23 protein-coding genes and 1 pseudogene are annotated in these 25,722 nt (G+C 59.9%); 11 read left to right on the forward strand and 13 right to left on the reverse strand.

Annotated features, from left to right (window positions below):
• The first annotated feature begins 221 nt into the window (after positions 1 to 221).
• Entirely contained in the window at positions 222 to 953 is a 732-nt protein-coding gene (locus tag ACMYR2_RS13790) for a hypothetical protein (RefSeq protein WP_416193139.1), read from the forward strand.
• Positions 954 to 1,855: 902 nt separating this feature from the next.
• On the opposite strand, the gene ACMYR2_RS13795 is transcribed toward ACMYR2_RS13790, so the two are convergent.
• Entirely contained in the window at positions 1,856 to 2,152 is a 297-nt protein-coding gene (locus ACMYR2_RS13795; protein ID WP_416193140.1) for a helix-turn-helix domain-containing protein, read from the reverse strand.
• 79 nt (positions 2,153 to 2,231) lie between these two features.
• On the opposite strand from ACMYR2_RS13795, the gene ACMYR2_RS13800 reads away from it, so the two are divergent.
• From ACMYR2_RS13800 to ACMYR2_RS13810, 3 genes are read left to right on the forward strand one after another with little or no spacing between them, the layout of a single operon-like run.
• Positions 2,232 to 2,741, forward strand: a complete 510-nt coding sequence (locus tag ACMYR2_RS13800) for a hypothetical protein (RefSeq protein ID WP_416193141.1) — start codon at positions 2,232 to 2,234, stop codon at positions 2,739 to 2,741.
• A gap of 20 nt (positions 2,742 to 2,761) precedes the next feature.
• Complete coding sequence (locus ACMYR2_RS13805; protein ID WP_416193142.1) at positions 2,762 to 3,523, forward strand: hypothetical protein; 762 nt, start codon at positions 2,762 to 2,764, stop codon at positions 3,521 to 3,523.
• 37 nt (positions 3,524 to 3,560) lie between these two features.
• Complete coding sequence (locus ACMYR2_RS13810; RefSeq protein ID WP_416193143.1) at positions 3,561 to 3,836, forward strand: hypothetical protein; 276 nt, start codon at positions 3,561 to 3,563, stop codon at positions 3,834 to 3,836.
• Between the two features lie 1,170 nt (positions 3,837 to 5,006).
• Here the strand turns inward: ACMYR2_RS13810 and dmeF are convergent.
• From dmeF to ACMYR2_RS13845, 7 genes are all read right to left on the reverse strand, one after another.
• Positions 5,007 to 6,005, reverse strand: a complete 999-nt coding sequence (gene dmeF, locus ACMYR2_RS13815; protein ID WP_416193144.1) for a CDF family Co(II)/Ni(II) efflux transporter DmeF — start codon at positions 6,003 to 6,005, stop codon at positions 5,007 to 5,009.
• Positions 6,002 to 6,280 (reverse strand): metal/formaldehyde-sensitive transcriptional repressor, encoded by a 279-nt coding sequence (locus ACMYR2_RS13820; RefSeq protein WP_416194099.1) that lies wholly within the window; start codon positions 6,278 to 6,280, stop codon positions 6,002 to 6,004. The genes dmeF and ACMYR2_RS13820 overlap by 4 nt, the downstream gene beginning before the upstream one ends.
• A 246-nt stretch (positions 6,281 to 6,526) precedes the next feature.
• Positions 6,527 to 9,700 (reverse strand): efflux RND transporter permease subunit, encoded by a 3,174-nt coding sequence (locus ACMYR2_RS13825; RefSeq protein WP_416193145.1) that lies wholly within the window; start codon positions 9,698 to 9,700, stop codon positions 6,527 to 6,529.
• Positions 9,697 to 11,115, reverse strand: coding sequence for an efflux RND transporter periplasmic adaptor subunit (locus ACMYR2_RS13830; protein WP_416193146.1), 1,419 nt, complete (start codon positions 11,113 to 11,115; stop codon positions 9,697 to 9,699). The genes ACMYR2_RS13825 and ACMYR2_RS13830 overlap by 4 nt, the downstream gene beginning before the upstream one ends.
• A gap of 78 nt (positions 11,116 to 11,193) precedes the next feature.
• Positions 11,194 to 11,586, reverse strand: coding sequence for a FixH family protein (locus tag ACMYR2_RS13835; protein WP_416194100.1), 393 nt, complete (start codon positions 11,584 to 11,586; stop codon positions 11,194 to 11,196).
• 99 nt (positions 11,587 to 11,685) lie between these two features.
• Positions 11,686 to 12,054 carry a hypothetical protein gene (locus ACMYR2_RS13840; RefSeq protein WP_416193147.1) on the reverse strand — a complete coding sequence of 123 codons (369 nt, stop codon included), beginning with the start codon at positions 12,052 to 12,054 and terminating at the stop codon, positions 11,686 to 11,688.
• Positions 12,055 to 12,151: 97 nt separating this feature from the next.
• Entirely contained in the window at positions 12,152 to 12,427 is a 276-nt protein-coding gene (locus ACMYR2_RS13845) for a metal-sensitive transcriptional regulator (RefSeq protein ID WP_416193148.1), read from the reverse strand.
• A 55-nt stretch (positions 12,428 to 12,482) separates the two neighbouring features.
• On the opposite strand from ACMYR2_RS13845, the gene ACMYR2_RS13850 reads away from it, so the two are divergent.
• The gene (locus ACMYR2_RS13850; protein ID WP_416193149.1) at positions 12,483 to 14,897 is read left to right on the forward strand and encodes a heavy metal translocating P-type ATPase; all 2,415 of its coding nucleotides are present in this window, start codon (positions 12,483 to 12,485) and stop codon (positions 14,895 to 14,897) included.
• A gap of 12 nt (positions 14,898 to 14,909) precedes the next feature.
• Here the strand turns inward: ACMYR2_RS13850 and ACMYR2_RS13855 are convergent, their stop codons facing one another.
• Positions 14,910 to 15,104 carry a hypothetical protein gene (locus tag ACMYR2_RS13855; protein WP_416193150.1) on the reverse strand — a complete coding sequence of 65 codons (195 nt, stop codon included), beginning with the start codon at positions 15,102 to 15,104 and terminating at the stop codon, positions 14,910 to 14,912.
• Between the two features lie 96 nt (positions 15,105 to 15,200).
• Positions 15,201 to 15,506, reverse strand: a complete 306-nt coding sequence (locus ACMYR2_RS13860) for a BMC domain-containing protein (protein WP_416194101.1) — start codon at positions 15,504 to 15,506, stop codon at positions 15,201 to 15,203.
• 309 nt (positions 15,507 to 15,815) lie between these two features.
• On the opposite strand from ACMYR2_RS13860, the gene ACMYR2_RS13865 reads away from it, so the two are divergent.
• Positions 15,816 to 16,490, forward strand: a complete 675-nt coding sequence (locus ACMYR2_RS13865; RefSeq protein ID WP_416193151.1) for a recombinase family protein — start codon at positions 15,816 to 15,818, stop codon at positions 16,488 to 16,490.
• Here ACMYR2_RS13865 and ACMYR2_RS13870 read toward each other — a convergent pair.
• Both ACMYR2_RS13870 and ACMYR2_RS13875 read right to left on the reverse strand, forming a co-directional pair.
• Positions 16,487 to 16,774 carry a MerR family DNA-binding protein gene (locus ACMYR2_RS13870; RefSeq protein WP_416193152.1) on the reverse strand — a complete coding sequence of 96 codons (288 nt, stop codon included), beginning with the start codon at positions 16,772 to 16,774 and terminating at the stop codon, positions 16,487 to 16,489. The genes ACMYR2_RS13865 and ACMYR2_RS13870 overlap by 4 nt on opposite strands.
• A 267-nt stretch (positions 16,775 to 17,041) precedes the next feature.
• The gene (locus tag ACMYR2_RS13875; RefSeq protein ID WP_416193153.1) at positions 17,042 to 17,398 is read right to left on the reverse strand and encodes a hypothetical protein; all 357 of its coding nucleotides are present in this window, start codon (positions 17,396 to 17,398) and stop codon (positions 17,042 to 17,044) included.
• Positions 17,399 to 17,829: 431 nt separating this feature from the next.
• Between ACMYR2_RS13875 and ACMYR2_RS13880 the strand changes: the two genes are divergently transcribed.
• On the forward strand, positions 17,830 to 18,684 hold the full coding sequence (locus ACMYR2_RS13880; protein ID WP_416194102.1) for a cation diffusion facilitator family transporter: 855 nt from the start codon (positions 17,830 to 17,832) through the stop codon (positions 18,682 to 18,684).
• A gap of 176 nt (positions 18,685 to 18,860) precedes the next feature.
• Here ACMYR2_RS13880 and ACMYR2_RS13885 read toward each other — a convergent pair whose 3' ends face one another.
• On the reverse strand, positions 18,861 to 19,274 hold the full coding sequence (locus tag ACMYR2_RS13885; protein ID WP_416193154.1) for a MerR family transcriptional regulator: 414 nt from the start codon (positions 19,272 to 19,274) through the stop codon (positions 18,861 to 18,863).
• A gap of 64 nt (positions 19,275 to 19,338) precedes the next feature.
• Between ACMYR2_RS13885 and ACMYR2_RS13890 the strand changes: the two genes are divergently transcribed.
• The 4 genes and pseudogenes from ACMYR2_RS13890 to ACMYR2_RS13905 all read left to right on the forward strand — a co-directional run bounded on the left by ACMYR2_RS13890 (position 19,339) and on the right by ACMYR2_RS13905 (position 25,398).
• Positions 19,339 to 20,082, forward strand: a complete 744-nt coding sequence (locus ACMYR2_RS13890) for a cation transporter (protein WP_416193155.1) — start codon at positions 19,339 to 19,341, stop codon at positions 20,080 to 20,082.
• A gap of 77 nt (positions 20,083 to 20,159) precedes the next feature.
• A complete protein-coding gene (locus ACMYR2_RS13895; protein WP_416193156.1) occupies positions 20,160 to 21,452 on the forward strand; it encodes an efflux RND transporter periplasmic adaptor subunit in 1,293 nt (430 codons plus the stop codon).
• 21 nt (positions 21,453 to 21,473) lie between these two features.
• Positions 21,474 to 24,673, forward strand: a pseudogene (locus tag ACMYR2_RS13900) (efflux RND transporter permease subunit).
• Between the two features lie 386 nt (positions 24,674 to 25,059).
• Positions 25,060 to 25,398: a hypothetical protein gene (locus ACMYR2_RS13905; RefSeq protein ID WP_416193157.1), complete on the forward strand. Its 339-nt coding sequence runs from the start codon at positions 25,060 to 25,062 to the stop codon at positions 25,396 to 25,398.
• Positions 25,399 to 25,722 lie beyond the last annotated feature (324 nt).

A 25,722-nucleotide genomic window follows, 5' to 3' on the forward strand; every position in this document is an offset into this window, starting at 1 on the left:
GACGCAGGCCGTTGCGGTCGGATTGGAGTAGTTCGTGATCAATGATCGTTGGCAACCGTCGTGTGGCTGGCAGTGGTTATGCTGTTTGACGCTCAGCGCCAGCGTAACCGTCTGCGTAACCACAGCAGCCGGCATTACCAAGCCCCTTCAATTGGCTCAACATGTAACCAATCGTAACTAGGTATCTTGTGATCCGGCCGCGAACTAATTACGAACAATAGATGGCGAAGAAGCAGCCCATTCTAGAAAATTTTAAGCGCGACCGACGAGCGGACAATCCCGGCCGCCCACCGCGCTACAATCCCGACATCCACCCCAAAGCTGCAAAAGCCTTGTGCGCCAAGGGCGCGACGATTGCTGAGCTCGCCGCCGCGTTCGATGTTGCGATCAGCACGATATGGCTTTGGAAGACCAGCCACCCCGAATTTATCGAGTCGTGTCGGCTAGGTCTTGAAGCCGCGACCGATCGTGTCGAGCGCAGCATGTTCGAGCGTGCCGTTGGTTACACGCATGAGAGCGTCAAAGTCTTCTTACCGGCTGGCGCAAGCAAGCCGGTCTATGCGCCCTACCTCAAGCACGTTCCGCCCGATCCGCGCGCATGTGAATTCTGGCTGACAAACCGGCGCCCCGATCGGTGGAAGAACAAGCAGAACGTCGAGCACAACGGGGCGATCGATAGTCCGCTCCGAATGCTCGCCGAGCAAATATCGGGACATGCCATTCGCCCGCGCCTTCCAGAGGCGAAGGTTATCGATTACGATGCAGCCGAGCCCAGCGCGATCCGTCCGAAGCAGCAGAACGTAACCAGTGTAACCAGCGTAACCACTGCCGAGCCGGTTACGCGCGTGCCACGGGGTACGCTCACAGTGGATGACGATCACGATCGCCCGCGCGAACCGCGCATCCACACAATATCACGTAAAACTTACGAGGACTGTGGCGATGGAGAGTGAAGCCCAACGTGACCAGGCCAAGCTCAGAATCAAGTCTGACCCTACCCGAGGTCGTGGCTTCAGTGGCCCCACGCGATCCCGCACTCTCCGCCCCCAGAGCCCATGCGGGACCGTGCGCTTTCGGGGGCAGCGCAAACGATCCAACGAAAGAGCGGCTCGAGCGGCGAACTAAGGCAGCGAGCTGGGCTTCATCCTCAGGAAGAGCCAAGTTCGCGCATTTCGGCGGAGAGAACACTGATCAGTGCGCACCTGATGTTTTAATAAATTAGCCCTGATCCTCCTTAGCTCTGGAAACCTTTCTCGATAAAATCTATCGCGGGCGTTGCCTCATCACCTCTGAGTTTGGGATGACTCCCGGGTTACCGCGCACCGGCTGATGGTTACGGTAGATGGACGCGATCGTGATGTTGCTTCCAGTTACCTGGTTACGTAACCATGCGCGGCAGCGGAACGCCGGGGCCGCTGGCCAAGAACAGCACGAATGAGATTGAACCGCGCGTGCTGACCATCACCGATGATGCGGTGGTCTTGTGGCGAGCGTTCTACGATCACACAAAGCGTAAACTCGGGCCGGGAAAGATCCGCCGCCGGTGCAGGATTTCGCCGCCAAGATTGCGGAGCAGGAACCGCAGTCGCCCTCTCGAAGCAATTCACTCATCGTAGGATCGATAATGACAGCAATATGAGCCGTAAGCATCCCGAGGGTCGATGGCGCGGATTCGCCAGTGCACCTCGCCTCTCGTTCTAAAAGCCATCCTGGATGTGCCCGCACAAGTGGGAGGAAACTCACGTCATGCCGGCTGCGCCCGACGACAACTGGCTGGCTATCAATCGATGACCGCGCCAAGGAATCGCCATCGACGCGGCAGGGGTTTGGCTGTTGATCTCGACCGAGGGCGGCCCTAGCGTTTTCGCGGCGACGCAGAGAGAAGCCTTTTAGACTCGGCTCTTTGCTTTATAGGCTTTTGGCCGCGGGGCTTGCCTCGCGATGATCCGAATATCTCGTTAAAGTCTACGTCCAATGCTTTTGCGACGTGCCAGAGCGTGACAATCGTGGGATTGCGCTGACCAAGCTCAAGGCCGCTCACATAGGCTCGGTCCACGCCCATTCGATTGGCCAGCTCCGCCTGACTGATGCTCGCCGCCTTGCGCAGCCGTCGCACATTTGAGCCCACGATGCGCCGTACGTCCTCGGACATAGACGTACTGCGTCAGAATGTATATTTTAATGCGACGCATTATAATGCACACATTATATTTTAATCGAAAGTTTCCCCTATGCGCATCATCGGTCAGATAGCATTTGCCATCTGTTTAGGTTTTTTGCTGCTCCTCGCGTCGGATATGCGGTTCAATCCCCATTCAATAGATCAGATGGCGGGATTGATCCTATACATCGTCACAATTGTAGCGGTGTATTTTCTATTTTTTCATTGGCGGAAAACGCTCGTTACAGGCCCTTCGATTGACAGAAGAGCATCGCTCGGCATCATCTATATCTTGATTGGTTACATTCAGATTGTGTGGCGGCTTCTACATTTTGATTTCGTTAGCGGCACGCTGGCAGCGATTACTCAGTTAGCCTTACTTCCGGCGGTTACCGCGCTTTCTCTGAGCATCATGATGTTGGCTGCTGGCCTTGTCCTGTATAGGCGCGAATCTTGGGCAAACGCCTTGGCTCGCGCTGTCGCCTTCCCCGTTTCACTCAACTTCCCGTTAGGCTTCTTCCTTGCGCTTTTAACTTGGCAACAAACGTTGCCGCCGCAGCAGCAATTTCTGTCTCGCTGATCATCCGGCAGGTCACCGCTATGGATACACGCGAACTTTTCAAGGTGCTGGGTTTTGAAGAGGAATGGGAGACGACAGCCCATTGTCCCGCTTACGTCTATGATTTCGGGAATTTGCGCTTGTCGGCGATCGAGTGCATCGGCAGGTTCTATCGCAGCGTCTTCCTTCTCACTGGCGTGAATAGCGGGGCGCGGTCGATCGGCATGATCCATTTCGAGATGCCGCTTAAGGTGGATTCCTTCGAGCAAGGGGTTGCTCTCATTGCTCACGCTGTCGGGCGGGATTTTATGCCCGCATGTCGGACGACGTGGTTGTCGGAGGGCCGGGAATGGCAAGAGTTCCTGCCATGGGAGAGAGCTAGACAATTCCAGGAGCAGTTGTATGCGGCGCGACCGAAATGCTGGGTGGCTCGCGACTGGTTTAGGGTCGCCAGGCCAAGGCTGTACACCTTGGCCAAGGAAGCCGCGGAAAACGACCTCGTAGGGCTCACATTCGACGGAGAGATTTTGCGATTTACGGCACCCCGTGCTGACGTGATTGTGCCAGCCGCGGGAGAAGCTTGGCCGGATAGCTACGCCATCAAGGCTGTCGAACTCGATGCTGTACCCAAGCGCGTGCTGGCCGATCCGGTGCAGGTCACGGTTTGGGAGCACAGATTGGCGATCGATCGCCATACATGGTCGCTGGTCGGCCAACCGGGCTTGCACCTGAGTGGCGCTCTGGAATTGCCGCTGGGCGATGACACCGCTGATACCCACGACCTGACAGGCCGCACTACGTAGTCGACATCATGCCAACGTGACGAGCCACAAGATCAGCGTGGCCTGGATCGACCCGCACTGCCCTAACGGGCATCGCGCGCCGCCTTTCGCGCTTATTGCGACCGCGCGGCAGGGAACAAACGTCAATGGTGCGCTTACAACTCATCAGACGTACTGGCAAGTTTTTGCCAGCGATGGCGAGTGGCATGAGGATACGAAAGGAACGATGGAGAGCCAACACTCGTTGCTGAATATCGAGCGGGCGCTTGGGGCGAAGCATCGACGGGGATCAACGGTGGTAGACAAAATTGAACCTGAGGTTGTGGCGCCTTGAGCGGCATCCCATTGATACAACATGCCCGTCCTGCAGGCAGACCCACGATAGAACAAAAGTAAGTTGCGGAAGAAGCATCTGCCCTCAAGATGGCGACCTGACGCTATGCTTCTGCTGCGGTCAGATCTCCGCCTTCGACAGCGAGGCCATCTCACGCAAGCCGACCCAGAAGGAGCGAGGCTCTCTTGCGCAAGGCGTATTGAGCGCGTGGAAGGCGGCCAAGTGGCAATGACTTTTGATACAACCTGTCCATTCTGTGGCCAACACCACGACGCCAACACCGCACTGTCGCAGCCTGACTTTCGTTCCGAAGACGGTGCCATCGCCCTATGCACCGCTTGCGGCCAGTTCGGCGTGTTCGACAGCAAGAAGCGGGGCGGGCTGCGCAAGCCAACGAGAAGGGAAAGGCGGACCATTTCAGACGACCCTGACGCCCAAGAAGTGCGCGCAGCCTGGGAGATAGTTAAGCGGCAATTATAATTTAGGTTGCAGCACGCCGTTGATGATGATGGTGATGTTGCTGCCCACCTCGGCCGCAGCACGCCGAGAGCGCGAGGAGCAGGGGCGATAGCCATGGATCAATGCCGCGCACAGTCTCTCGCGGCGAGCGATACGCCAGCGCAACCTGCCAGCGCGCGTTGTCCGGTGAAAATTCGGCGGCCACATCATCGCGGATGACGCGGTTTCCTGAGGGAAAATCGGAATCGCTCCGTCGCTCCTGACGGACAGAATCGGGACAATGACATTCAAGATTAAATGTGCGTTCCACATCCGGTGGGGCTGGTTGGCTGTTCTATGCGCGGCGGGCCACGGCGCAATGGCGCAGGGTGCGGCGCTAACAGCTGCATCGACACACCTGCCGGGAATCACCGTGACGGTCCGAGCCCGATCGTGCGGCACAAACAGATGCCTGGACGAACGCCGACGCGCGTCGCCCGCGTAACGACCGGCCAGAATCGGCGAGCGCGCGCCAGAACCGCAACCAGCCCCCCGTCGCCGCAGCGCCCCAGCAGGGCGTGCCAAAAATTTAACCCAGGAGCAATTGGATGAAGCGTGCGGCAACACAGATACAAAGCTACCTGAGTGTCTTACATTAAAAGCGTGCAAAGAGGAGTGAGGGAATTATGCGATTAAGAACGCTCTTCCATAATGGGCTTTATCCGCTCAGCACTATGGAAAACGCCTCGCGGGCGTGACTTCCTCCTCGACCTCGATAGTCACATGCGAAAGCTCGTGAATATGGGCCAGCTTTTCCCGGTAAATAGATGGCTCTTGCGGGGCAGCAGAGCGGATTGACACGATAGCCCCATGATGGCGGGGGCCAAGCTGCCAGACATGCAGATCGGTGATCCTGTCACCCTCGCCCTCAATGACCTCCCGGATTTCCTCCGGCAATTCTTCGTCGGCCGGAACATAGTCGAGCAGTACCCGGCCTGCATCGCGGATGAGGCCCCAAGACCACCGGGCGATAACCAGACCGCCGACAATGCCCATGGCAGGGTCCATCCAGTTCCAGCCGTAGAGGCTTCCAAGCACCAAGGCGACAATTGCCAGCACAGAGGTTAGGGCGTCCGCCAACACATGGAGATAGGCCGCTCGCAGATTGTTGTCGCCTGTATGTTCTCCGTGATCAGGGACATGCGGATGCGGATAATCGTGATCGGGATCGTGCGAATGCCCATGGTGATGGCCATGTCCCTGATGCGAGTGGTCATCACGCAAGAGCCATGAGCAAAGCAGGTTCACCCCTAGGCCAATGACGGCGACGTTGATCGCCTGCGGGAAATTGATCGCCACCGGGCTGGAGAAGCGCAGCAGGCTTTCCCATCCGATCAGCAGGGCAATAAGAGCCAACACAACGGCACTGGCAAAGGCGGCCAGTTCGCCAAGCTTGCCCGTTCCAAAGGTGAAGCGTGGATTCCTCGCGTTCTTGCGGGCATAGAGATAGGCGAGCGCGGCAATAAGCATCGCGGCGGCATGGGTGGACATGTGCCAGCCATCAGCCACAAGGGCCATAGAGCCGTATATCGACCCGGCCGCGATCTCGGCCACCATCATCGTTGCCGTGATCGCAATGACAATCCATGTCCTGCGCTCGTTGCGCTCGTGATTGTCGCCCAAGAAAATATGCTCGTGTGGGCTCGAAAGCCGCGCGGAATGATCGGTCATTTTAGATACGCCCTAACGACCTCGATCAACTCGGCCGCACCTTGCGCCCGCGCTGCATTATCGTCTTTGTCGGGGTTGGAAACATGCTCGCGGATATGATCCTCGATCAACTCGGCCGTCAGGCCGCTGACTGCGCCGCGCACGGAAGCCGCGAGGTTTAGAACCTCGCCGCAGGAGGCGTCGGCCTCCAAGGATCGCTCGATAGCTTCGATCTGCCCTTTGAGGCGGCGCACACGTGCGAGAAGCTTGGTTTTGTTCTTTGTAGTATGAGACATGATATAGGGGGGTACCCTATTATCGGTTAGAAGGCAAACTTCCATTGCGGGCGATCTAAGCGTGGCTTGATGCAATTTGAAGGCAAGAGACTTGAGATAATGTCCGTTGTCCCGCACGGCCATCTGGGGACGATCAGCAGCACTACGAGCTCGCCGGTCGTAAACCCTGCAGCTAGGTGCGGTGGCAAGGGACCAGATGCCCAAGCTCACAGTCTGGTCATCTGTTTTCATTCAAAAAAATCATGCTTAAGCCGCCTTAGGTATGTCTTGCGGCGTGGCCTTCGGCAGCGCGTCGGCGGCCTTGCCGTCGCGGGGCAATCCGCGCCCCTTCGCGAGGCCGAAGATGGCCGGTATTACGATGAGGGTGAGGAGCGTGGACGAGGTCATCCCGCCGATCATCGGCACTGCGATGCGCTGCATGATCTCAGATCCATTGCCGGTGCTCCACATGATGGGCAGAAGACCCGCCATGATCGCAACCACCGTCATCATCTTGGGACGAACGCGGTCGACAGCGCCCACGATGATGGCCTCGTGGAGATCTCGCTTGGTGAGGGCGCGGCCATGGCCGCTGCATTTAGCTTTCATCTCAGCTAGAGCATGGTCGAGATAGATGAGCATTACGACGCCGGTCTCGGCGGCGACGCCCGCGAGCGCGATGAACCCGACGACCGCGGCTACGGACAGGTTGAATCCGAGCCACCACATCATCCAGATTCCGCCGACCAGCGCAAAGGGCAGCGAGAGCATGACGATCAAGGTCTCAGTCATGGCCCTGAAGTTTAGGTACAGCAGCAGGAAGATGATCGTGAGCGTGACGGGGACCACGATTTTCAAGCGAGCGGCAGCCCTCTGCAAATATTCGTACTGGCCGCTCCAGACCACGTAGTAGCCGGACGGGAACTGGACGGCCTCGGTGACGGCGCGCTGAGCGTCGGCGACGTAGCTGCCTAAATCCCGATCACGGATGTCGACGTAGATGTAGGTCGCGAGCTGCCCGTTCTCGCTCCGGATGGACGTAGGTCCCCGCGCCGGCTCGACCTTGGCGACTTCGCCCAACGGGACGGCACCGCCCGCCGGCATCGGCACCAGGATGTCGCTGGCGATGGCCTTTGGATTGTCCCTGAGATCGCGCGGATAGCGCATGTTTACCGTAAAGCGTTGCCGGCCCTCGACGGTCGTCGTGACCGTCTGGCCGCCGAGCGCGGCCGCAATGGTGTCCTGCACGTCCTGGACCAGGATCCCGTAGCGGGCGAGTGCCTCGCGGTCTGGCACGATCTCGAGATAGTACCCGCCGATCGCACGCTCCGCATAGGCCGAGGACGTGCCGGGCACGGTTTTGATGGCGCTCTCGATTTGCTTGGCTAGGCGATCTATCTCGACCAAATCTGTGCCCATAACCTTGACGCCGACCGGCGTGCGAATGCCGGTCGATAGCATGTCGATGCGGGCCTTGATCGGCATCGTCCAGGCATTCGAGACGCCGGGGAATTGCAGCGCCCTGTCCATCTCCGCGACCAGGCTGTCGATGGTCACGCCGGGGCGCCACTGCTCTTTGGGCTTCAGGTTGACCACCGTCTCGAACATCTCGATCGGCGCAGGGTCGGTCGCGGTCGCAGCCCGTCCCGCCTTGCCATAGACGGTGGCGACCTCCGGGAACGACTTGATGATCCGGTCCTGCGTCTGCATCAGTTCGGCCGCCTTGGTGACAGAGATGCCAGGCAGCGTCGTCGGCATGTATAGTAGCGTGCCCTCGTTAAGCGTCGGCATGAATTCGGTGCCTAGCTGCCGCGCCGGCCAGATCGTGACGGCCAGTACCGCTACGGCGGCGAGGATCACCAGGATCTTCATCCGCAGCACGGCCTTGATCACGGGCCGGTAGATCCAGATCAGGAAACGGTTGATGAAATTCCTGTGCTCGGGGACGATCCTGCCTCGGACAAAGATCACCATCAGCGCCGGCACCAGGGTGACTGACAGGAGGGCCGCAGCGGCCATCGCGAATGTCTTGGTGAACGCTAGCGGGCTGAACAGCCGCCCCTCCTGCGATTCCAGCGCGAAGATCGGCATAAACGATACGGTGATGATGAGCAGGCTGAAGAACAGCGCGGGCCCTACCTCGGAGGCCGCATCGATCAGAATCTGCACACGCGACTGATCTGGTTTGGCCCGTTCGAGGTGCTTGTGCGCGTTCTCGATCATGACGATGGCGGCGTCCACCATCGCGCCGATCGCGATCGCAATGCCGCCTAGGCTCATGATATTGGACCCGAGCCCAAGCAGCTTCATGGCGCCGAACGCCATCAGGACGCCGACCGGCAGCATCAGGATCGCTACCAGCGCGCTGCGGACGTGCAGTAAGAAGACGATGCAGACAAGCCCGACGACGATGCTTTCTTCGAGCAGGGTGTGCTTGAGCGTGTCGATGGCCGCATAGATAAGGCTGGATCGGTCGTAGACGGGCACGATTTCGACGGACTTGGGTAGGCTGCTCGCGATTTCCTTGAACCGCTTCTTCACATTCTCAATCACGTTGAGGGCATCGACCCCAAAACGCTGGAGCACGATCCCGCTTGCGACCTCTCCCTCGCCGTTCAGTTCGGCGATGCCGCGTCGCTCGTCTGGACCCAATTCAACGTGGGCGACGTGCCGCAGCAGCACGGGCGTGCCGTTGGCGGTCTTCAGGACGATGTTGCCAAGATCGTTGATGCTTTTGACGTAGCCTTTGCCGCGGATGACGTACTCGAACTCAGACAACTCCACTGTGCGCCCGCCTACGTCGGCGTTGCTGGCGCGGATGGCGTCGCGGATCTTTTGCAAGCTGATGCCGCGGTCCCGCATCCGCTGAGGATCGAGAACCACGTTGTACTGCTTGACGAAGCCTCCGATGCTGGCAACCTCGGCGACGCCTTCGGCCTTGGCCAGCGCGAACTTCAAATTCCAGTCCTGGATTGTACGGGTGTCCGCCAAGTTCAATTCCTTGGACATGACGGCGTACTGGTATACCCAGCCAACGCCGGTCGCGTCGGGCCCGATCGTCGGTGTAACGGCGGTCGGAAGTCTTGAGGCAGCGCCGTTCAGGAACTCCATAACGCGCGAGCGCGCCCAATAGATGTCGGTGCCGTCTTCGAAGATCACGTAGACGAATGACACGCCGAAGAAGGAGAAGCCTCGCACCACCTTGGACTTCGGCACGGTCAGCATCGCAGTCGTCAGCGGGTACGTGACCTGGTCCTCTACGACCTGAGGCGCCTGCCCGGAATACTCGGTGTAGACGATGACCTGTGTGTCGGAGAGATCGGGGATCGCGTCCAGCGGAAGATGGACGAGTGCGTAAAGGCCGGCGGCGGCCGCGAAACCGGTGCCGAACAGCACCAGCAGCAGGTTGCGGGCCGACCATGCGATGACGCGGGCGATCATTTGTGATCTCCCATCGCGTAACCTGACGCGCCGTCCGACGGCTGCTGCGTCGCCTCGGCGAAACCTTTGAGCGCGGCCTTCAGATTGCTTTCCGCGTCGATGAGAAAGTTGGCCGAGGTGACCACCGCCTCGCCGGCGGCTAGGCCATCTCTGATCTCGATGAAGCCGCCGCCGCGACGGCCGATCTTCACTGCCCGCGGTTCGAAACGCCCCTCGCCCTTATCGACGAGAACGGCTTGCCGCCTGCCGGTGTCGAGCACCGAGCTCTCCGGGACCGCCAGCACCGGCGCACCATCCGCGGTGTCGATGTTGGCATCGACATACATGTCGGGCAGCAGCGCGAAGTCGGGGTTGGCCAGTTCGATCCGGACGCGGGCCGTGCGGGTGTCGCGGTTCACCTGAGGATAGATGACCGAGATCTTTCCCGAGAAGGTCTGACCCGAGAAGCTGCGGGGGCGTATCGAGACCGGCTGGCCGACCGTGATGCTACCGAGATCACGTTCGGCCACGTCCACCAAAGCCCAGACCACCGAGATGTCGGCGATCCGAAACAGCACGTCGCCCGCATTGGCCCGCATCCCCTCGATGGCGTTGCGCTCCAGCACGATGCCGTCCCGCGGCGACGACCAGCGCACGGTCACTGGCGCAACGTGAGACTTGTCAATCTCGGAGATGACCTGCTCTGGCACAGCCAGATTTGTCAGCCGTTGTCGCGACCCGCGCCTGTATTTCTCTACACTGCCCACCGTATTTGAAGTGATCGTCGCCAGATAATCCGCCGCGGCGGAGGCAACCGCCGAACTGTAGATCTCCATTAGCGGCTGCCCCGCCTTCACGCGGGTGCCAGTGGTCACGTCGGCGACCTTCTGTAAGAAGCTTTCGGCGCGCATCGCGATCACCGACACGCGGCGCTCGTCGAGCTGGATGGTGCCGGGGGCCTTTACTGAGACATGAATCGGAAGCCGTTCGGCAGGCTCCGACTTCACTCCCGTGCGCTGGATCTTGCCGGGCGATAGCTTCAACGTGCCGTCGTCAACTTCGTCACCTTCGAAGACGGCAACGTAGTCCATCCCCATCGAATCCTTCTTCGGGACCGGCGAGGTGTCCGGCAGCCCCATGGGATTGCGGTAATAGAGGATCTTGCGCGAGGCGTCGGCCCGCTGCTTTGGCTTAAGGGGGTCTCGTGTGGCCTTGTCGTCGTAGACCGGCAGGTAGTCCCGCCCGCTTTCGTTCTTCTTAGGACCTGCCGACCAGAGCGGTGCCCCGTCCGGATCGCGATAATAGAGCGGAGTTCGGGCCGCGGCCGCCGCGGTGGTCGGCTCGGCGTGGACGGACCGGCCGGCCCAGTACCCGAAGCCGCCGAAGGCAAGACCGCCGGTCAGTGCGAGTGCCGTCAGAAGACGCTGCGTGTTCATGGCGTTATCCAGCGCGCTGGGCGCGCATTATGTGATCGGAAAGAGGAGTGCGGGCGCCGTCGAACGGCGCCCGCAGGCTCACTTGGTCGCCTTGACAATCACCTTGCCGGTGACGGTCTCGGATTCGCCCTGCAGCTTCGCGGAGAGCGTCACCTGATATCGGCCGGCCATCGGCAGGTCCGTCTTGAAGACGTAGACACCCGGCTCCTTCGAGGGCAGCGGTGCGACCGCCGACTCCATCTCAGCCATACCGTCGGGAGCCATATCGACGCGGGTCCTGAAGATGACTGCGTCCGACACCGGCTTGCCGGTCTGCTTATTGGTCAGGCGGACGGCGAGCGTGACGTCGTCGCCCTTCTTCATCTCCGGATTGACCGGCTCGAAAGCGTAATCGCCGACGCCTGCCATGGCGGCAGAAGCGGCAAGTAAAAGGGTGGCGACAACAGCCGCGGTCGTGAACTTGGAAAGCATGGTCTTGTCCTCATATTGATCTTCCGCCATGGCGCTTCTGGCGCGCGCACGTCAGTCGTCGGCGCGAGCAAGCGTGCGCGCGCGCCGAATTTTGCGAGATCAGCTTCGAGGAGGTCGGAAGGGAGGACTGCCGCCGCAGTAGGAGAGGACCTGGTCGGCGGGAATGGCGATCTTGTCCGCGGCGACAGCGAAGAGCGCGAGTGCACCGGGCCGAACGTCACCGAGCACGAGGGCTCCGCCGATGCAACAGAAACCCATCCCGCACTTGCCGTCCTTGTGCGACTTCGTTCCGTTCATGGCGTCCGGACAGCAATCGTCCATCGACATGTCGCCGTGATCCGCCATGTGCATGGCGGTCTGCATGTCATCCGACGGCATCGCGTGACCAACGGCGGCCGATGCGCCGAGCGGCAGCATCGCCAGCGAAACGGCGATTGCGAGTGCCAGGATGGTCCGGACGAGCCGCATTCGATCTACTTACCTTCGGGTCGCCAACTGAACTTGAGTAACATATCTCGGCGGGGACCCAGTCTGTTCAACTCAAGCCTTCGTGACCATGCCATGGCTACCTATCTACTCGACCCACGACGTCCATCAGTTCCGCGATCTTGCGGCGCTGATCGGCCTTGTTGCCGCTGTTGATGGCGTGTTCCACGCAATGGGCTACGTGATCCTTAAGGATTTCTTCTTCAACTCGCCTGAGCGCGGAACGGACCGCCGAGATCTGCGTGACGATATCGATGCAGTACCGGTCCTCGTCGACCATTTTCGCAAGGCCACGAACTTGGCCTTCAATGCGGTTTAAGCGTTTCTGGCACGAAGCCTTGATGTCGTTCCTCATAGCCCGTATATACCCCCATAGGGTACCTTTCGCAAGAGATTATATGGAGTCGCAGATGGACGCGCAGCAGCATAAGAAATCCGGAGAGGCTCGAGGAAGCTGCTGCGGGCATTCGCATTCCGCCGCGCAGGACCATGCCGGGCATGGTCACCAACATTATGAAGATCATGCCGCAGCGACTGCGGTTGATCCAGTCTGCGGCATGAAGGTCGATCCCTCGACCGCTCGCCACAAGCTCGAGCACGGCGGCCAGACTTACTATTTCTGCTCGGAACGGTGCCGCACGAAATTCGAAGGCGATCCTGCCAAATACGTCCACGGCAAGGCGGAGCAAGAGCTCCAGGCAGACGTTCCGGCAGGCACGATTTACACCTGTCCGATGCATCCCCAGATCCGCCAGGTCGGACCGGGCAACTGCCCGATTTGCGGCATGGGGCTCGAACCCGAACTCGCGACCGCGGAAACCGGCCCCAATCCGGAGCTGATCGATATGACCCGCCGCTTTTGGGTGGGTCTCGCCCTCTCCGTCCCCGTCGTGATCTTGGAGATGGGCGGTCACCTCGTCGGCGCCCACGGCTGGATCGATCAGTCGCTGTCGAACTGGATCCAGTTCGTTCTCGCGACGCCTGTAGTCCTTTGGGCGGGCTGGCCGTTCTTCGTTCGTGGCTGGCAATCGGTCGTGACGCGCAATCTGAACATGTTCACGCTGATTGCGATGGGCATCGGGATCGCGTGGGTCTACAGCATCGTCGCCACCGTTGTACCGGGTGTCTTTCCTGCGACGTTTAGGGCTCACGACGGCGCCGTGGCCGTTTACTTCGAAGCCGCTGCGGTGATCACCGTTCTGGTTCTCCTCGGCCAGGTACTCGAGCTGCGGGCGCGCGAGGCGACCTCGGGTGCGATCAAAACGCTCCTAGACCTCGCTCCCAAGACGGCGCGCCTTATCCGCGCCGATGGGACCGACGAAGAGGTTCAGATCGCCGCGCTGCAGGTTGCCGATCGGCTGCGTGTCCGACCAGGCGAAAAGGTGCCGGTTGACGGCGAAGTCACCGAGGGGCGCTCCTCGCTCGACGAGTCGATGGTGACCGGAGAATCCATGCCCGTCAGCAAGGAGGTCGGGGGCAAGGTCATCGCTGGTACCCTCAATAAATCCGGCGGCTTCGTCATGCACGCCGAGAAGGTCGGCGCCGACACTATGCTGTCTCAGATCGTACAGATGGTCGCGCAGGCGCAACGCTCCCGAGCGCCAATACAGCGTCTGGCCGATCAGGTCGCGGGCTGGTTCGTGCCGGCCGTCATCTTGGTTGCAATCGCGGCGTTCGCCGTATGGGTGGCCTACGGTCCGGAGCCGCGCTTCGCCTTCGGCCTCGTCGCCGCAGTCAGCGTCCTCATCATCGCCTGCCCTTGCGCCCTTGGTTTGGCGACTCCCATGTCGATCATGGTTGGCGTCGGGCGAGCCGCTCAAATGGGAGTTCTAATCAAGAACGCCGAAGCTCTCGAACGCATGGAGCGTATCGACACGCTGGTGATCGACAAGACTGGCACGCTGACCGAAGGCAAGCCGAAGGTGGTCACCGTGAAGGCGGCACAGAATTACACCGAGGCCGAGGTGTTGCGGCTTGCTGCCAGCGTCGAACGCTCCAGCGAGCATCCGCTTGCGGACGCGATCGTGAACATGGCCAACGAACGGGGCATTCAGACGACCGCGGTCCAGGACTTCGAATCGCCGGTCGGCAAGGGTGCGCTCGGGACGGTCGAGGGCAAGAAAGTGTTGCTCGGCAATGCCGCTTTTATGCGCTCTCAAGGAGTTGACACCTCCTCCATGCAAGCCGAGGCGGAACGCCAACGCGGTGAAGGCGCAACCGTCATCAACATGGCCGTGAACGGCAAGCTCGCGGGCATCATGGCAATAGCCGATCCTGTCAAAGGCTCCACGGCCGAGGCACTGCGCGACCTGGCTGCTGACGGCGTGAAGGTGATCATGCTGACCGGAGACAACCGCACCACCGCTCAAGCGGTGGCGCGACGATTAGGCATCGCCAACGTGGAAGCCGAGGTTCTGCCCGATCAAAAGAGCGCGCTGGTTGCCAAGCTGCAGAAGCAGGGTCGGATCGTAGCGATGGCCGGGGACGGCGTGAACGATGCGCCGGCGCTGGCGGCGGCCGAGGTCGGCATCGCGATGGGTACAGGGACCGACGTCGCAATGGAGAGCGCCGGCGTTACGCTGCTAAAGGGGGATCTCACCGGCATCGTTCGGGCGCGGCGGCTTTCGCGCGCGACGATGAGCAACATCAGGCAGAACCTGTTCTTCGCCTTCGCGTACAACGCCGCGGGCATTCCGATTGCGGCCGGCGTGCTCTATCCGAGCTTCGGCCTCCTGCTGTCGCCGATCTTAGCGGCCGCGGCGATGGCGCTGTCTTCGGTCAGCGTGGTTGGGAATGCTCTGCGGCTGCGGACGGCGCGGTCTTAATAACCCCGCCTATCAGGTCAGTCCCCTCGCGAGATACTGTTTCAGCACGTTCAATGGCAGATCGATGGGGATGCGGGCGGACGCTTCGGTCGCCTCGTTCGCTTCTATCTCCTTTAGATAATCGCGACCGAACGCTATCAGATCCTCAAGAGTGAGATCGGAATCCAGATCCTGAGGTGTTCTAGTCGTACCGGCAGCCTTCGCCATGTCGCCCCCGTCGCTTCAGGTCAGGCGCACTCCCGGCGGTGACCGCGCCGGGGTAATCGAGAAAGCGGCCAACATGCGGCGGCTCGCTGGGTATCTTCAAGTTGAAGCAACGGGAGCTTTCGGCAGAATGCCCTCTACCTGGCTGTGCACGCGGGCAATGATGTGCGCGGCCACCAGGCCGTCGCCCACGCGCTCGCAGGCGTCAGCCCCAGCACGCACCGCCGCATTGACCGCACCGGTCTCGCTACGAACCAGCACGGTGACGTAGCCGCCTCCGACAAATTGACGCGAGATCAAGCGCACCTCGGCAGCCTTGGTCATTGCGTCCGCCGCCTCAATCGCGGGAACCAGTCCGCGAGTTTCAATCATGCCCAGGGCAACGCCGTTCACGTATGTTGCCATGTCGTTATCCTTCCGCTTGCCAGCAGTAGAAGCGGCGGCGTCCTTGTCCAAATGTTTGGTTTTGTCGTCCATTTGCGCGGTCCTACTTCGTCAGTTCGAGCATACCGTTGGCGGCAACGTGCAGCCAAGTGATACCAGAAACTCCTGCTCCGCCCCACGGTCCTTAAGGTGAGAAATCTACAACCTCCCGCTCGCTGACCTCCCGATAAACAAACAAAAATAAGGCAAGCACATACGAAGCGAGAGAATAAGCAAGACGCGGCCCTTCTGCAGCCTTGCAAGGGCGTCAACGGAAGTAATGAGCAAGTTATGGCCAGCAAAGTGAAAAAGGTTGAAGCAGTCGCCTATATACGCACCTCATCTGCCGCAAATGTCGGCGCCGACGAGGACAGCGACAAGCGACAGCGGGCTGCTATCGAGGGCTACGCCAAGCGGGCAGGGTTCGTCCTGATCGATGAGTTCAACGATGCCGCAGTTAGCGGCGCGGACCCGATTGAGACTCGTCCCGGCTTCGCCGCCTTGCTGGATCGGATTGAGGGCAACGGTGTTCGGACCGTCATTGTCGAAGACGCATCGCGGTTCGCCCGAGAACTTGTGACGCAGGAGCTGGGGATCCTGGCGCTGATCAAGCGGGGAGTCCGCGTTCTCACGGCCAGCGGCGACGACCTGACCGACAGTAGCGATCCTTCGCGCAAGATGATGCGCCAGATCGCAGGATCGTTCGCCGAATATGAAAAGGCCCGGCTCGTTGCCAAGCTCAAGGCCGCTCGCGTTCGCAAAAAGGCTGCAACGGGCAAGTGCGAGGGCCGCAAGAGCCATGCCGAGATCAATCCGGAGATGGTGTGGATCGCCAAGGGGCTGCGCCGGCGCAAGCGCGGGAACTCATTGCGTGCCATCGCGGCCGATCTGGCAGCCCGCGGCTATGTCAACGCCCACGGAAGAGCGTTCTCAGCGGCGTCAGTGGCCTCAATGCTGAGCGCCTAATTCGTGCTTAGGCTTTCAAGGATCTGGCAATCTGCCACGCGGCCGCCGCTACAAGAATCAAGCATGAGCGCCAGTTCAGCCCTCAGCGCGGCCAGTTGCGTAATCCGTTGATCGACTGCGGTCAGATGGCGTAGGGTAATTCTGTCGGCATTCTCGCAAGGGTGTTCCGGCTGGGTGCTTAAGGTAAGAAGCTCCCAATACGTTAACGTCAAAACCCAGCTCTCGGCCATGCTTGATAAAATTGAGCCGCATAATGTCGCCAGCCATAGCGCCGCTGATTGCATTCAGTGATCCAGGCGCGGCACTTGGCGATAGCCAGCCAGTCTGCCTCATTGGAGAGGTGGGATGGAGATGGTGCCGACGACTTGGCGGCAATGCGCGCAAAACGGAAGACCGGTCGCTTGCTCGACCTTCACGTCCTGCGCCCCTTCAACGCTACGCAGAATACTGGCGATGTAGTTTGCGAGGGTTCTGCCAAACGTTGCTCATCCCGCGTCATTGTCATTCGTGTCGGCAGGCGGTCGTCTTTCCCGATAAGCCAGCTACTCCGCTCAGAAGTCGCAATCACGGTATTGCTTTGAGGCAAGCCGGAATCGTGAGCCTACTTGGATAAAATCTACATCAAGGCATTGGTTTCCTCGTCGGAAAGCGCCGAGGCCACCGCACTGAAGATATTCTAAGTTTATCCGCCAACGCCTCTCGGTTGGAGAATAGGTCCCGAAATAATGCTGCGCCTTCGCCGGGCCCTTGCAGATTGCCGCTATATAGTTACGGACGTCGGGCGGCAATGCATCAATGTGGTGGGGATGCCAAGGATGATCCTTACCTTGTTGGGATGACAGGGATGACACCGGCAATTCGCTCGCAAGTAACAACGAACATGCCAATAAAAGGATGCGGATCATCATGCGATCCTCCACCGAGGCTCGCCGCCGGGCTCTTGCCGACGGTTCATTCATTTACATTACATCCACATGATTTTCGCCAGAACAAGATCACCCCGGGAATTTGTTGAAGTCGCTCAATTAGCGAACATCATAGGCATGGTCGCGGCTCGTCCCTGACGGCATCGCCCGCGGGACCACGTTACGAACCGCCAGCACCGCGGCAGGTTGAATATTAGGATCAACTTCCACGGACTGTCTGTCGTGCCACGCTCTGAACATCAAAGTCGCTTCGTCCAGGCAGCCCGAGGCTACGTCAACGTCAACGGTATTGACGCCGGTGAGGTTCAGCGGCGCGGACGAAATCGCGAATCAGAAGCAGCGGAGTAGGAAGAATGCACGACCACGGATCAGGCGGGCACGCCCACGACCATACCGCCGGAGCGAACGCCAAGATGCTGGGCATCGCGCTCGCTCTGACCGCGACCTATCTCGTTGCCGAGGTGATTGGCGCGTTCGTGTTCAACAGCCTTGCGCTGCTGTCCGACGCCGCGCACATGCTAACGGACGTCGCCGCGCTCGTCATTGCGCTGCTCGCGATCCGCATTGGCCAGCGAGCGGCCGACGATCAACGGACGTTCGGCTACAAGAGGTTCGAGATACTGGCGGCCGCCTTCAACGCCCTGCTGCTGTTCGCGGTTGCGATCTACGTTCTGGTTGAGGCCATCCAGCGGTTCAGCGAGCCCGAGCCGGTGCAATCTACGGGGATGATGATCGTCGCTGCGATCGGCCTTGTCGTGAACCTTATGTCCATGCGCCTCCTAACCGCAGGCAAAGAGGCGAGCCTGAACGTCAAAGGTGCGTATCTTGAGGTTTGGGCGGACATGATCGGCTCGGTTGGCGTCATCATCGGCGCGCTCGCGATCCGGTTCACGGGCTGGACATGGGTTGATCCAGTGGTGGCAGTCCTGATCGGCCTTTGGGTTCTGCCACGCACCTGGGTGCTGCTACGCGACACCATCAACGTGCTACTGGAGGGCGTGCCGCGCGGAATCAAACTGCCGGAGCTTCGCAAGGCGATCGGCGGACTGCCCGGCGTCGCTGGCGTTCACGACCTTCACGTCTGGTCGACAACGACGGAGGACGTGAGCTGCACCGCCCATGTGACGCTCACCGAGGGTGCGGATGCCGATCGGGTGAGGAAGGCTATTGCCGGCACGCTCGACGAGCGGTTTGGCATCGAGCACACCACAATCCAGACTGAGACGCCGGGAGAGGTATGCGGGGACGACGAGCATCTGCACCCTTGATCCGGGGGCGACCCAAAGGCCGATGACGCGAAGCGAGCTCAAGTTACTCGCAATTATCTAGAACGTCGTCCTGTACACTACCACAAAGCGCCCGATATAGAGGCATGATGTCACTTGAGCAGCTTGGCCGCCTAGCGAAGCAGCCCGCTAGCCCCTTGGCTTAACAACCCTTGGGTTCAGCCAAGTGCTGGGCTTCTATTCGTGCTCAGGCTTTCAAGGATCTGGCAATCTGCCACGCGGCCGCCGCTACAAGAATAAAGCATAAGCGCCAGTTCAGACCGCAGCGCGGCCAGTTGCGTAATCCGTTGATCGATCGCGGTCAGATGCCGTCTGGCAATTCTGTCGGCGTTCTCGCAAGGGTGTTCGGGCTGGGCGCTCAAGGCAAGAAGCTCTCGAATATCGCGGACGTCGAAACCCAGCTCTCGGCCATGCTTGATAAAATTAAGCCGCATAATGTCGCCAGGACCATAGCGTCGTTGCTTGCCTTCAGTGCGGACAGGAGGTGAAAGTAGGCCCACCTGCTCGTAATAGCGGATAGTTGGCACCTTCACCCCGGTTTGCCGCGATAGTTCTCCGATCGATACATCCATTTTTCGCTTGAACCTCTAGTCACTAGAGGTTGTAGCCTTTTTTAGGAAAATGGGAAAGCCTCCGATGTCCGATCAGTGTTGCGGCTCAAGCCATCACCTCGAAGAACAGATCGCGCCCGCTGCTGCCGGGCGCATGGACAGCTGTTGTTCAGGCTACGTGCCGTTGTTTGATGGCATAGACCCGCGCTACAAGCGCGTGCTGTGGATCGTGATCGGCATCAATGGCCTGATGTTCCTGGCTGAGATGTTCGCCGGCCAAGTCGCCGGCTCGCAGGCTCTGCAAGCCGACGCGCTCGACTTCCTTGCTGATACCGTCACCTATGGCCTCAGCCTGGCTGTCATTGGCGCTAGCCTGAAAACTCGCGCTATTGCTGCGTTGTTCAAAGGGATGTCGCTGAGCGCCATGTCGCTGTGGGTGTTCGGCTCAACGGTCTACCAAACGCTCGTGCTGGGGCTTCCGCGGGCCGAACTGATGGGCGCAATTGGCTTCCTTGCGCTTGCTGCCAACATTTCATCTGTATTGCTTCTGATGCGCTACAAGGATGGCGACGCCAACGTGCGCTCGGTCTGGCTGTGCTCGCGCAATGACGCGATCGGCAACGCTGTGGTGATAGGGGCGGCCGTTGCGGTCTGGGGTACGGCAAACCCCTGGCCTGACCTCGCCGTTGCAGGCTTCATGGCTGGTATCTTTCTGATGTCTTCGGCGCAGATCCTGCGGCAAGCCTGGGCGGAGTACCGCCGAAATTCAAGCCAACGAGCCCCGCAGCGACGTGGCCGGCCGACGGCCGCCAAGGGGGATTGCACGTAAAGCCCTTCGGACATCTCGTTGATCCAGGCGGCGGCACTCGGCGATAGCCAGCCAGTCGCCTCATTGGAGAGGGTGGCATGGCTATCCGCGTCATTACATTATCATTTGCTGCCGTTGCGACTTTCGGGATCGCAGTGGGCAGCCTTGTGCCCACGGTCGCGAACGCGGTCCGCTCTATCGCGAGCTACATCCCCTTTGCAAATCTTGGGCAGCTTCAAGCGCAGGAGCCCGGCAACGGTGTCCTAAAGCCGGCCGCGAGTAAGCAAGGTCACGGCAAAACTGATGGGCACGGCCATGGCGAGGGAAAAAGCGAGACGGAAGGCGTTATCAAGAGGCGGGCCGAGCAGATCGAGGCCGCTAAGATCGAGGTCGCGCCGGTCGGAAAGGGCGTGCTCGCTCAAAGGCTGACCGTTCCAGGGACGATCGGACCGGATACGAATCGCATTGCGCGCATTGCTGCCAAGGTCGTGGGCACCGTCTCCGAGCTGAAGAAACAGCTCGGAGACACCGTTTCCAAAGGAGAGGTGGTAGCTATCCTGGAAAGCCGCGAGGTTGCGGAAGCGAAGAGCGAGTACATTTCGGCGAAGGTCAACCTCGATCTGCAAAGCACGCTGTTCGAACGCGATCAGGCGCTTTTCGGGAAGAAGATCACGGCGGAGAACCAATTCCTGCGTGCTCGCATGACGTTCGCCGAAGCGCAGCTTCGCTTCGATCTCGCGCGACAGAAGCTGTCGGCACTCAACGTCAGCGAAACAGGCTTGTCACGGCAGACAACGGGATTACAGCGGTACGAGATCCGGGTTCCTATCGCCGGCCGCGTGGTCGAGCGCCTGGTCGACCTCGGAGCCCCGGTAGGGGGCGAAGGGCAGGCAAAGGAACTCTACGTGATAGCCGACCTATCCAGCGTCTGGATCGAGCTCACCGTCTCCACAGTGGATCTGGACCAGATCAAGGAGGGCCAAAGGCTTCGCATCTCGGCAACTGGAGCCGGAAAATCGTCTGAAGGTCAGGTGGTTTTCATCAGCCCTATGCTGAACCAGGAGACGCGATCGGCGCGAGTCATCGCAAGTGTGGATAATAAGGATCTCACTTGGCGACCAGGTTCCTACGTCAGCGCGCAAATCCTCATTGACGAGCAGCCGGTCGATTTGCACGTGTCTCGCAGCGCCCTCCAGACGATCGGGGGCGAGCAGGTTGTTTTCGTTCGGACGCCTGAGGGCTTCGAGAAGCGCGAGGTCGCGCTCGGTAAAAGCGATGAAGAGGGCGTCGAAGTCGTGTTCGGGCTGAATCCCGGAGAGAACGTCGCAGTCACGAACACATTCGTCCTCAAGGCCGAGCTCGGCAAGGCGGAAGCCGAGCACGCACACTAATCCAGACAGAAGACGAAGCTTATGATCAATCGTGTTCTCGGGTTTTCGGTTCACCAGCGTTGGCTGGTCGTTCTCTTAACCTTCGCTGCCGCTGCCTTCGGTCTGTGGTCTCTTTCCAAGCTGCCAATCGACGCCGTTCCAGACATCACCAACAACCAGGTTCAAATCAACACCGTGGCGCCGTCGCTCTCGCCCTCCGACGTCGAAAAGCAAGTCACATATCCTGTGGAGACAGCTCTGGCCGGCATCCCGGGTCTGGAATACACGCGCTCTCTGTCACGGAACGGCTTCTCACAGGTCACCGCTGTTTTCAACGAGAAGCTCGACATCTATTTCGCCCGCCAGCAAGTGAATGAGCGTCTGAGCGAGGTCAAAGCGAATCTGCCGCCGGGCACTGAGACTCGTATGGGGCCGATCTCAACCGGCCTCGGCGAAATCTACATGTGGACCGTCCAATACAAGCCTGCTGGCGAGATCGCTCCTGTTCGGGACGGTCAAGCCGGTTGGCAGAGGGACGGAAGTTACCTGACGCCCGAAGGTCAGCGCCTCAGTACGGAAATGGAGCGGTCCGCCTATCTGCGGACAGTTCAAGACTGGATCATTCGTCCGCAGCTCAAGACCGTGCCGGGAGTCGCCGGGATCGACGTCATCGGCGGCTTCGAAAAACAATATCACGTCCAGCCGGACCCCGCGAAGCTCATTGGACTTGGGATCTCCTTTGCTGATCTTGGCGAAACGCTGGAGCGTAACAATGCGAACCGCGGCGCGGGTTATCTCGAGCGTAACGGCGAACGTTACATGGTTCGCTCGGCGGGTCGCCTCGAAAACATGAAAGAGATCGGAAACGTCGTGGTTACCACCCGCGGCGGCGTCCCGGTGCGCGTGAATGATGTTGCCGAGGTCAAGATCGGGCGCGAGCTTCGTACCGGCAGCGCGAGCGAAAATGAGCAGGAGGTTGTGGTCGGAACTGCGCTGATGTTGATCGGCGGGAATAGCCGCACTGTGTCAGCAGCAGTCGATGCCAAGATGCAGGTCATCAACAAATCGCTGCCGCCCAGCGTCGAAGCGAAGACGGTTCTTAACCGCACGCTGCTCGTCGATGCAACCGTGAAAACCGTCTCGAAGAACCTGATCGAGGGTGCCGCGCTGGTGATCCTCGTCCTCTTCCTGCTGCTCGGCAATATACGGGCGGCGATCATCATCGCCCTTGTGATCCCGATCGCCATGCTCCTCACCATCACCGGCATGGTGCAGGGGAAGATCAGCGCCAACCTGATGAGCTTAGGGGCGCTTGACTTTGGTCTCATCGTGGACGGGGCTGTTATCATCGCCGAGAATAGCTTGCGGCACTTGGCGGAGAGACAGAACGAACTCGGGCGCCAGCTCAACTTAGAGGAGCGTCTCACCACGGTTCATCGCTCTGCCGAGGAGATGATCAAGCCTTCGGTCTATGGGCAGGCCATCATCATTTTGGTCTACGTGCCCCTTCTGACCTTCACGGGCGTGGAAGGCAAGATGTTCGAGCCGATGGCGCTGACCGTCATCATCGCTCTGGCAGCGGCCTTTGTGCTCTCATTGACATTCGTGCCGGCGCTGATCGCGATCGCAATCACGGGCCGCGTGCAAGAGAAGGAAAACATCTTCGTCCGGAGCTTGAAGGCGGTTTATCGCCCGGCGCTTGCATCGGCGATTCGACGCCCCATGCCATTCATTCTGGGCTCGGTGTTTCTTTTCGTCGGTTCGGTTGTTCTTTTCGGCCGCCTTGGGCAGGAGTTCATCCCGACGCTCGACGAAAAGAATATCGCAATGCAAGCGATGCGGATTCCCTCCCCGGCGTTGTCGCAATCGCAAGACATGCAGCTCAAAGTCGAACGTGCAGTGAGCCGGTTCCCGCAGGTGGCTCACGTCTTCTCCAAAACGCGACCGATCCGATGCCGCCCAATGCGTCGGATACGTTTATCATGCTGAAGCCGCAAGAGGAGTGGCCTGATGCGAGCCTCCCAAAGGACCAGCTGATCAAGCAGATCCAGGAGGCCGTCGAAGTTCTTCCCGGGAACAATTACGCTTTCACGCAGCCAATCCAGATGCGCTTCAACGAACTCCTGGCTGGCACCCGGGGCGATCTTGCCGTGAAGGTCTTCGGTGAGGAGTTCGAGACCATGCTGCCGGTCGCAAACCAGATCGCCAGCATTCTGCGTAGCGTGGAAGGGGCGCAGGACGTGAAGGTCGAGCAAGCGACCGGTCTTCCGTTTCTTGAGATCAAGGTCGACAAAGCCGATATTGCGCGAGTTGGCCTGAGCCTATCCGCGGTCCAAGACGTCATCGGAGCCGCCATCGGTGGCCGAGAGGCGGGAGTTCTATTTGAGGGCGACCGGCGCTTCCCCATCCTGGTCCGACTGCCGGATGCGGTGCGCGAGGACGTCGAGGCCCTTAAGCACCTACCCGTGCCGGTGCCGGGCTCCGGCTCGCCATCGGTGCTTCTTGAACAGGTAGCGAGCTTCTCTTTCTCGGAGGGGCCGAACCAGATCTCTCGCGAAAATGGCAAGCGCCGCGTCGTCGTAACGGCAAACGTGCGAGAACGCGACATCGCCTCTGTGGTGGCCGAAGCGCAAGCAAAGGTGGGGAGTGAGGTCCAGCTCCCCGCCGGGTATTGGATCACTTGGGGCGGACAATTCGAGAACCTTGCCGCCGCGCGTCAACGATTGTTAATCGTGGTACCGGGCTGCTTCTTTCTCATTTTCTTGCTGCTCTACTCGGCACTGGGAAGCCCGCGTGAGGCATTGCTCGTGTTCAGCGCGGTGCCCTTGGCTTTAACGGGAGGTGTTGCGGCGCTGTGGCTTCGCGACATGCCGTTCTCCGTCTCGGCCGCCGTGGGCTTCATCGCTCTCTCAGGCGTCGCCGTTCTCAACGGCTTGGTGATGCTCACATTCGTGAAGCAGCTAATGGATGAGGGTCGATCGAAGCGGGACGCCATTATGGAAGGGGCTCTTACGAGGTTGCGACCTGTCGCGATGACCGCGCTCGTCGCGTCGCTCGGTTTTGTGCCCATGGCGCTTGCGACCGGAACAGGGGCTGAGGTGCAGAAGCCATTGGCGACGGTCGTCATCGGCGGCTTAATCAGCGCGACTCTGCTGACGCTTCTCGTGTTGCCTGCGCTCTATGCGAGATTCGCGTGGCGTCCGGATGCCCTAAGCTCGATCCGGGAAGGCCCAAGACGCTAACCCTTTGCAACGGTATTTCTTAACTCCGCCTGATCCGCCCTGGCCTCGCTCCACCGTCTCGACCACCGGCCGAGCCGGAATTTCCGCGCGGCTCGAACTCCGATGCTCTTCCCGTCCCTGGTATTTAGTCACCGTTCACGATTCGGCTTCCCCGCCGCCGGCTTTTACGCGGCAACGCCTCAGCGAATTATCTCCGAGAGACTTTTTCCCATTTTCTTCCCGATCGATTACCCCAATGGCCATTCTGGTCGCCGCTCGCAGGCGGTACCGGCATCTAGGCACTGCAGCGCGAGCGGGAGCCTTTAATCCTGACAAGTTAATTTCAGTTCGACGACTTATGGGTAAATGTCCTATTCAAGGCACAACTACCTGCATAGGAGAACGCAATGCACGATGAAATCTACACTGACGGAATCGATGAAATCATGGTTGGCGGTTCGATCGTTCGTGTCGATCTCTTCAGCCTGTCGCCAACTGAGCGTGATGCCAATAATACGCCAAGAAAGGTTTTCCGCCAACGGATCATCTTCCCAATAGAAGCATTTGCTAACTCAGTGGAAGTGATGCAGAACGCATTGCAGGGTTTGGTCGATGCCGGTGTCGTGAAGCGAAACGCACCCAGAGCGCAGTCCGAACCGCTGCGTGCGAGTACAACGCTCGACAGTAATGACTCCAATCATCCCCAGAATCCACGTAAACTCAATGGCTCGACCAATTTCCCCTGAGTCGGCTCAGAAACGACAACCTTGGCCCGACGCCACGGGCGTTCCTCGGATAGGAGCCTTCCGGCGAAGGCAATCGGACCGCGCCCGCAGGGGCGCTGCCGGTATCCAGGTGATCCACGGCACCTCGACGGAAATTTTTCGCTCCGGCCGGGATCTCTTAAGCAAGCGAATATGTCATGCCGGACCAAGGCTGCACACACTCCGGCGTCGAGCCCGAACGGGGTTGCCGATCGCGAATAGCAATGGCCGACCTGCCGATCCGTCCATCGGCATGGATCAACTATAGCTTTGCCGATTACACGGCTGATGCGCGTGTTACCTAAA

Origin of the sequence: Nitrobacter sp. TKz-YC01, assembly GCF_047824785.1 — a bacterium.
GTDB lineage: Bacteria > Pseudomonadota > Alphaproteobacteria > Rhizobiales > Xanthobacteraceae > Nitrobacter.

What these genes read in the sequence shown, in the direction of transcription:
- ACMYR2_RS13790 (WP_416193139.1), top strand. Translation starts at nt 222, where the DNA reads ATGGCGAAGAAGCAGCCCATTCTAGAAAATTTTAAGCGCGACCGACGA.
- ACMYR2_RS13795 (WP_416193140.1), bottom strand. Translation starts at nt 2,152, where the DNA reads ATGTCCGAGGACGTACGGCGCATCGTGGGCTCAAATGTGCGACGGCTG.
- ACMYR2_RS13800 (WP_416193141.1), top strand. Translation starts at nt 2,232, where the DNA reads ATGCGCATCATCGGTCAGATAGCATTTGCCATCTGTTTAGGTTTTTTG.
- ACMYR2_RS13805 (WP_416193142.1), top strand. Translation starts at nt 2,762, where the DNA reads ATGGATACACGCGAACTTTTCAAGGTGCTGGGTTTTGAAGAGGAATGG.
- dmeF (WP_416193144.1), bottom strand. Translation starts at nt 6,005, where the DNA reads ATGACCGATCATTCCGCGCGGCTTTCGAGCCCACACGAGCATATTTTC.
- ACMYR2_RS13820 (WP_416194099.1), bottom strand. Translation starts at nt 6,280, where the DNA reads ATGTCTCATACTACAAAGAACAAAACCAAGCTTCTCGCACGTGTGCGC.
- ACMYR2_RS13825 (WP_416193145.1), bottom strand. Translation starts at nt 9,700, where the DNA reads ATGATCGCCCGCGTCATCGCATGGTCGGCCCGCAACCTGCTGCTGGTG.
- ACMYR2_RS13830 (WP_416193146.1), bottom strand. Translation starts at nt 11,115, where the DNA reads ATGAACACGCAGCGTCTTCTGACGGCACTCGCACTGACCGGCGGTCTT.
- ACMYR2_RS13835 (WP_416194100.1), bottom strand. Translation starts at nt 11,586, where the DNA reads ATGCTTTCCAAGTTCACGACCGCGGCTGTTGTCGCCACCCTTTTACTT.
- ACMYR2_RS13840 (WP_416193147.1), bottom strand. Translation starts at nt 12,054, where the DNA reads ATGCGGCTCGTCCGGACCATCCTGGCACTCGCAATCGCCGTTTCGCTG.
- ACMYR2_RS13845 (WP_416193148.1), bottom strand. Translation starts at nt 12,427, where the DNA reads ATGAGGAACGACATCAAGGCTTCGTGCCAGAAACGCTTAAACCGCATT.
- ACMYR2_RS13850 (WP_416193149.1), top strand. Translation starts at nt 12,483, where the DNA reads ATGGACGCGCAGCAGCATAAGAAATCCGGAGAGGCTCGAGGAAGCTGC.
- ACMYR2_RS13855 (WP_416193150.1), bottom strand. Translation starts at nt 15,104, where the DNA reads ATGGCGAAGGCTGCCGGTACGACTAGAACACCTCAGGATCTGGATTCC.
- ACMYR2_RS13860 (WP_416194101.1), bottom strand. Translation starts at nt 15,506, where the DNA reads ATGGCAACATACGTGAACGGCGTTGCCCTGGGCATGATTGAAACTCGC.
- ACMYR2_RS13865 (WP_416193151.1), top strand. Translation starts at nt 15,816, where the DNA reads ATGGCCAGCAAAGTGAAAAAGGTTGAAGCAGTCGCCTATATACGCACC.
- ACMYR2_RS13870 (WP_416193152.1), bottom strand. Translation starts at nt 16,774, where the DNA reads ATGCAATCAGCGGCGCTATGGCTGGCGACATTATGCGGCTCAATTTTA.
- ACMYR2_RS13875 (WP_416193153.1), bottom strand. Translation starts at nt 17,398, where the DNA reads ATGATGATCCGCATCCTTTTATTGGCATGTTCGTTGTTACTTGCGAGC.
- ACMYR2_RS13880 (WP_416194102.1), top strand. Translation starts at nt 17,830, where the DNA reads ATGCTGGGCATCGCGCTCGCTCTGACCGCGACCTATCTCGTTGCCGAG.
- ACMYR2_RS13885 (WP_416193154.1), bottom strand. Translation starts at nt 19,274, where the DNA reads ATGGATGTATCGATCGGAGAACTATCGCGGCAAACCGGGGTGAAGGTG.
- ACMYR2_RS13890 (WP_416193155.1), top strand. Translation starts at nt 19,339, where the DNA reads ATGTCCGATCAGTGTTGCGGCTCAAGCCATCACCTCGAAGAACAGATC.
- ACMYR2_RS13895 (WP_416193156.1), top strand. Translation starts at nt 20,160, where the DNA reads ATGGCTATCCGCGTCATTACATTATCATTTGCTGCCGTTGCGACTTTC.
- ACMYR2_RS13905 (WP_416193157.1), top strand. Translation starts at nt 25,060, where the DNA reads ATGCACGATGAAATCTACACTGACGGAATCGATGAAATCATGGTTGGC.